Origin of the sequence: Micromonospora sp. RV43 (assembly GCF_001029515.1) — a bacterium.
GTDB lineage: Bacteria > Actinomycetota > Actinomycetes > Mycobacteriales > Micromonosporaceae > Micromonospora > Micromonospora aurantiaca.
In genome coordinates this window covers 1-4,504 of the sequence record NZ_LEKG01000304.1, presented here as the reverse complement: position 1 = coordinate 4,504, position 4,504 = coordinate 1, and the positions used below count along the sequence as shown (strand labels likewise).

General features: G+C 65.1%; 4 protein-coding genes. 2 read left to right on the top strand and 2 right to left on the bottom strand.

The genetic code is table 11. The annotated features are described in order from the left end of the window. Positions 1 to 580: 580 nt before the first annotated feature. On the top strand, positions 581 to 763 hold the full coding sequence (locus ABD52_RS36405; RefSeq protein WP_013289235.1) for a hypothetical protein: 183 nt from the start codon (positions 581 to 583) through the stop codon (positions 761 to 763). Positions 764 to 938: 175 nt separating this feature from the next. On the opposite strand, the gene ABD52_RS36400 is transcribed toward ABD52_RS36405, so the two are convergent. Together ABD52_RS36400 and ABD52_RS38815 are read right to left on the bottom strand one after the other, a co-directional pair. After that, positions 939 to 1,646, bottom strand: coding sequence for an SDR family oxidoreductase (locus tag ABD52_RS36400; protein WP_013289234.1), 708 nt, complete (start codon positions 1,644 to 1,646; stop codon positions 939 to 941). Beyond that, positions 1,643 to 2,950, bottom strand: a complete 1,308-nt coding sequence (locus tag ABD52_RS38815) for a transcriptional regulator (RefSeq protein ID WP_235437674.1) — start codon at positions 2,948 to 2,950, stop codon at positions 1,643 to 1,645. The genes ABD52_RS36400 and ABD52_RS38815 overlap by 4 nt, the downstream gene beginning before the upstream one ends. A gap of 409 nt (positions 2,951 to 3,359) precedes the next feature. Here ABD52_RS38815 and ABD52_RS36390 point away from each other — a divergent pair, with 409 nt between their 5' ends. Then, a complete protein-coding gene (locus ABD52_RS36390) occupies positions 3,360 to 4,409 on the top strand; it encodes an FAD-binding oxidoreductase (RefSeq protein WP_047894743.1) in 1,050 nt (349 codons plus the stop codon). Positions 4,410 to 4,504 lie beyond the last annotated feature (95 nt).

Below are 4,504 nucleotides of genomic sequence, written 5' to 3'. Positions count from 1 at the left end.
CACCCACAAACGAACCCGCGACCATATCGATCGATGGTCATGGTGGCGACGCCGCCACCAGTTCAGAGCCAAAACAAGCCACTACCAGCGAAGACAACGACTCAGCCAAGTGCGGCTGGAGTACTAGGTCGGAGAGCTTCACCGCCAGCGCATCCTCCGCCCGCCTCGACCCGTGACAGGCGACGATAGGCTTGCCACAGCTTCCGAGCCTGCCGTCGCGGCTGTCCCTCATGCCGATGCTCCCTCCAGCGGACGGGATCTGCTTACCGCCCGGAGCCTGGCCGGGAACGCTCTCGCGAACCACGTCCCGGCCTTCTTCACAAATGCCCACTCCGATATCAGCGATTCTCCCGGCTTACGATGAAGGCCTGCTGCTGCGCGTCTCGTAGAGCACGCCACCTACCATCGAGATTCAGTAGATGATCCACTCGGGGATGGTGCCGCGGACGGAGACGGTTGCCCGCCGCGGAGGGGCAGGGCTTGCTGAAGTTCCGGGTGAGCAAATCCAGTCGGTGACGGTCCTGCACTACATGCGTGTGGGTTCGCCGTCGGAGCAGTTCAACACGGTCGGCCGTGCGCGATGTTCGGCGCCCTGCTGACCTTGGTGACCGACCGTCGCTGCCAGGTGGCTCCGGAGGTCATGGCGAGGGTCGAGGGGCAGGAGCATTTGTTCGCGCTGCCGCTGGCCGGGGCGGTGGACACCTATCTCGGTGCGCCCATCCCCGACTGGACGCAGGTCGACGGGGCGTTTTCCGACGCGTAGCCCGACTCACCAGCCTCGCCGACGGCGACATGCGGGCACTCGCCGCGGCGATCCACATGCACTACTGGCCCCCCCTGCTGACCACGCGCGATCTTGTCGGCTCGTATGCGCTGCTGGTTGGTGGTATCGAATGCCTCGCGCAGCACTTCGGCAGTCCCCCGACGGCGTGCGGCAGTTACCAGTCGAGGATCTCACGCTGAAAGAAGAGGCCCCCGGTAGGACCGTCAGGAGGAAGGGTGGCGAGCCAGACGAAGGTCTCCGCTGCCTGCTTCGGCGTGTGGGTGGCCTTGCCATACGCCAGCCGGGTGTCGACCTTCCCCGGTGAAGCGGCGTTGACGAGGATCCCGTCATCCTTCAGTTCGGCTGCCAAAATGCAGGTTAAGGCGTTCACGGCCGCCTTGGATACCCGGTAGGAGACGCTGCCAGGCCCCATCTCGCCGAAGGTGCCCATGTGGCTCGTGACATTGACAATTCTTCCGTAACCATTCTTCTTCATTTCGGGAATGGCTGCGGTGCAGCAACGCCACGCTCCCATGACGTTGGTGTCAAGAGTGGCTCGCACCTTTTCCATATCGGCGCGGGACGCTGTTTGGCCGCGATCGATAGCAATGCCTGCGTTGTTGATGAGGATGTCCAGTCGCCCGTGCTCATATCCGACGTCTGCCATGACACGAGCGACGCTAGCGGGGTCCACAACGTCCAACTGGTGGCCGGACGCGGACAAGCCGTCAGCGCGTAGCTCGTCAGCCGCCCGCTCAGCGGCATCCTCGGTGCGAGCCGTAACGACCACGTGCACGCCCTTGTGGGCTAAGCCGTAGGCGATGGCCTTACCCAGACCGCGATTGGAGCCGGTCACCACCGCAACTCGCCCGACCTTACTCATGCGAGCAGACTACGCACGCGCTCGTCCAGCGCTCGCGCGGCAGGGTGCCGATGCGCCGTCAAGCGGCCGTGGATGTCCAGCAATCGGCGGTGGTTGCGCACCGATCGAGTTGCAGTGACGTCCGGAGCTGCCTCAGATACGAGCGCGCATGCGTGGTCGACGTCCCCGAGGTTGAGGACCGACTCGGCGCGCCAAATGAGATAGGTGGCGCGATCTCGGCTGCGTTCAGCAGGTTGAAGAGCGAGCGTCTGCTGAAGCCAGTGGTCGCTCGCCCGATGGCGCTCAAGCAGGAGATAGCACGCTGCGACCTGAGCGGAGTACTCTGCGTGATCAAAATAGCTGGCCCAGGCCGGGCTAGGCTCTTCATCGGCATGCGACATCTCTGCATCGGCCTCCACCAGCCGTTTCTCGCACGCCAGCGACTCGCCAAGTACAGCGTGGGTACGGGCTAGTCGCGTCGTGAGCATGGCCCGTACGCGCGCTGGCGCGTGTCTCGCGCCAGCGCGCGCAGCGTCGGCCAGGCGCAAAGCTTCAGTGGGTCGTTCAGTATCGACTCGCTGCAAGCTCATGCACTTCAAGATGTTCGCCCCGGCTGCGCGGTCGGATGCCGAATGTGCAGCATGGAGGGCCGCGAACCAGTAGCGTTCGGCGGCGGCATGGAAGCCGGCGTCGAAACTCGCCCAGCCTGCGATCCGGCCCAGCTCGGCGGCGATGGAAAGCAGGCGGTTCCCCGCCGTCTCGGAGTAGCTACCTTGGTTCAGCAGATCCGTAACCAGTCGGAGTTCTGCGTCAACCAGTGACCGCACGCTGCCGCCGCCGAGGCTTGCGTCCATGCGCCGCAGCGCGGGGAGTCGTTGTTCGAAGCAATCGAGCAAATCAGCGTCGACCCGGCCTCCCTGGAGCGCTGCATTGACCCTTGGTGGCTCGACCGCAAGCCAACGCTCAGCGATTGCCGCCGCGAGCCCGGCTTGCATGATCAAGAAGCCTCGGCGATCTAGCACTGCCGGTCCCGCGGTGTCGTCGAGCAGAGCCACTGCTCCTTGCACAGTCCATGGCGCCGAGGCGCTGATCGCTGGTCCACTCGGAAGCCATTGCGGCCACCCGAGTGCCTTGACGGTTTGCCGATCGATGCCGAGTTCGTCTGCCAGTGCAAGCTGTGAATCTTCATCCGGGACTACGCCCCACCGCTCCCAGCGCCACGCCTTCTCCCGTCGAGCGGCGGTGTTCAGGCGACGCGCGATGACGTTGACAAGGTCTTGCTGCGTCCAGTTCCGCTGCTCTCGAACGTAGCTCAACGGATGCACCAAAAGCTGGGCCCGTGGCGATGGGGCTCGCGTCATGCTACCTCCCCGGTCATCGCGTCACTGTAGCCCGAACCAACCCGTGAGAAGGGCTGCCAACTGCGGAAACTGCCTGGCCCTGGTGATGAGACAACAGCGAGACAACAAGTCAGACATCGATTTGCTTGGGTCGTTCGGCTTTGCTGGACAGGCAATCCGCTCCGGCGTCGTTCAGTCGCTGTAAGTGGTGGGCGGCCGCACGCTCCTTTGGCTCATCGGTCGCAGTCAGCCGCTTGCGGTGTAGCACCTGATCCGGTTGAGCCAGAGCGTGCGGTAAGGCTGAGGAGGGCGAGGTCAAACATGCGCCGGTGTCTGAGGTTTGCACCACCCGGCGAGCGGCTCGGCAGTCTTCGCCTCGCAGGTGGCTTGAGCGATGGCTGACCTCGAGTTGTCGTGGGCAGTCGCCTTGGCCGCTCACGGTCGCGCCAGTGATCACTTCTGGTCGTTCATGGAGGACAGGAGCGCACGTTTTCTTCCGCAGCAGCTCACGCCGATGTTTTTCTCGACGCTTGGGCAGATGGTGGCTGGTCGCGGAGATCCAGCCGCTCGGCGTGCTGCGTTGTCAGTGTTGGGTCGGATGTACCGGCGTCTCGGGCTGTATCCGTATCACGGCACGGTGGTTGCGGCGGCGATGGTGGATACGGTGCGGCGGTTCGGGGGTGCGAGCTGGGAGCCGGATCTGGCCGGCTACTGGGAGGTGGGTTGCCGCCGGGTGCTTCGTCTGGCTGAGCGGGCGGCGGGGGCGTTGGGCGATGGGCCGCACGTGACGGTCGCCGAGGTGTTGGAGTGCGAGGCCGCGTCTGACGGCGTCGCGGTCTTGACTGTTCGGCCAGCGCGTCGCGTTCGTTCTTTGCCTGGTCAGGCCATGCCCGTATGCACACCTCGGGTGGCGGGGCAGTGGCGGTGGTTTTCGCCGGCGAATCCCGCTCGTGCGGACGGCACGGTGGAGTTTCACGTGCGTGCGGTCCCGGAGGGTTTGGTCTCCTCGGTGCTCGTCGAGCGGGTGACTCCGGGGGAGGTGCTGTGGCTGGGGCCGGCGCTCGATGTCGGGCTGTCGCTGGAGCGGGCCGGTGATGCTGACCTTCTGTTGGCGGCAGGTGGCACGGGTCTTGCGCCGCTGCGCGCGCTGGTTGAACAGGTCGCCGCATCACCAATCAGGCGACGGGTGACCTTGGTGGTGGGTGCGCGGACGCTGCCCGATCTCTACGACGCGGTAGCGTTGGACAAGCTGCAGCAGGCGCATGGTGACTGGCTGACGGTGGTGTTGGCGTTCTCTGACGACCGTGATGTTGAGCCGGCGGCGCAAGGGGATCTGCTCAGCGCGGCGCTGTATCACTACCAGCCGGGGCAGGCGGTCTACGTCTGCGGCTCATCGCGGTTGATCGAGGCGGTGAGCCACCCCCGCTTTCATGGAGGTTCTTGATCATGGTCTGATGGCCGTGGGGAGGAAGTCGTCCGTGGCAGCACCGAAGAAGTACCCCGATGAGCTACGTCGGCGCGCTGTGCGCCTGTATCGCG

Bases quoted from the DNA above. Each gene is read 5' to 3' on its own strand.
- ABD52_RS36405 (WP_013289235.1), top strand. From the start codon at position 581: ATGTTCGGCGCCCTGCTGACCTTGGTGACCGACCGTCGCTGCCAGGTG.
- ABD52_RS36400 (WP_013289234.1), bottom strand. From the start codon at position 1,646: ATGAGTAAGGTCGGGCGAGTTGCGGTGGTGACCGGCTCCAATCGCGGT.
- ABD52_RS36390 (WP_047894743.1), top strand. From the start codon at position 3,360: ATGGCTGACCTCGAGTTGTCGTGGGCAGTCGCCTTGGCCGCTCACGGT.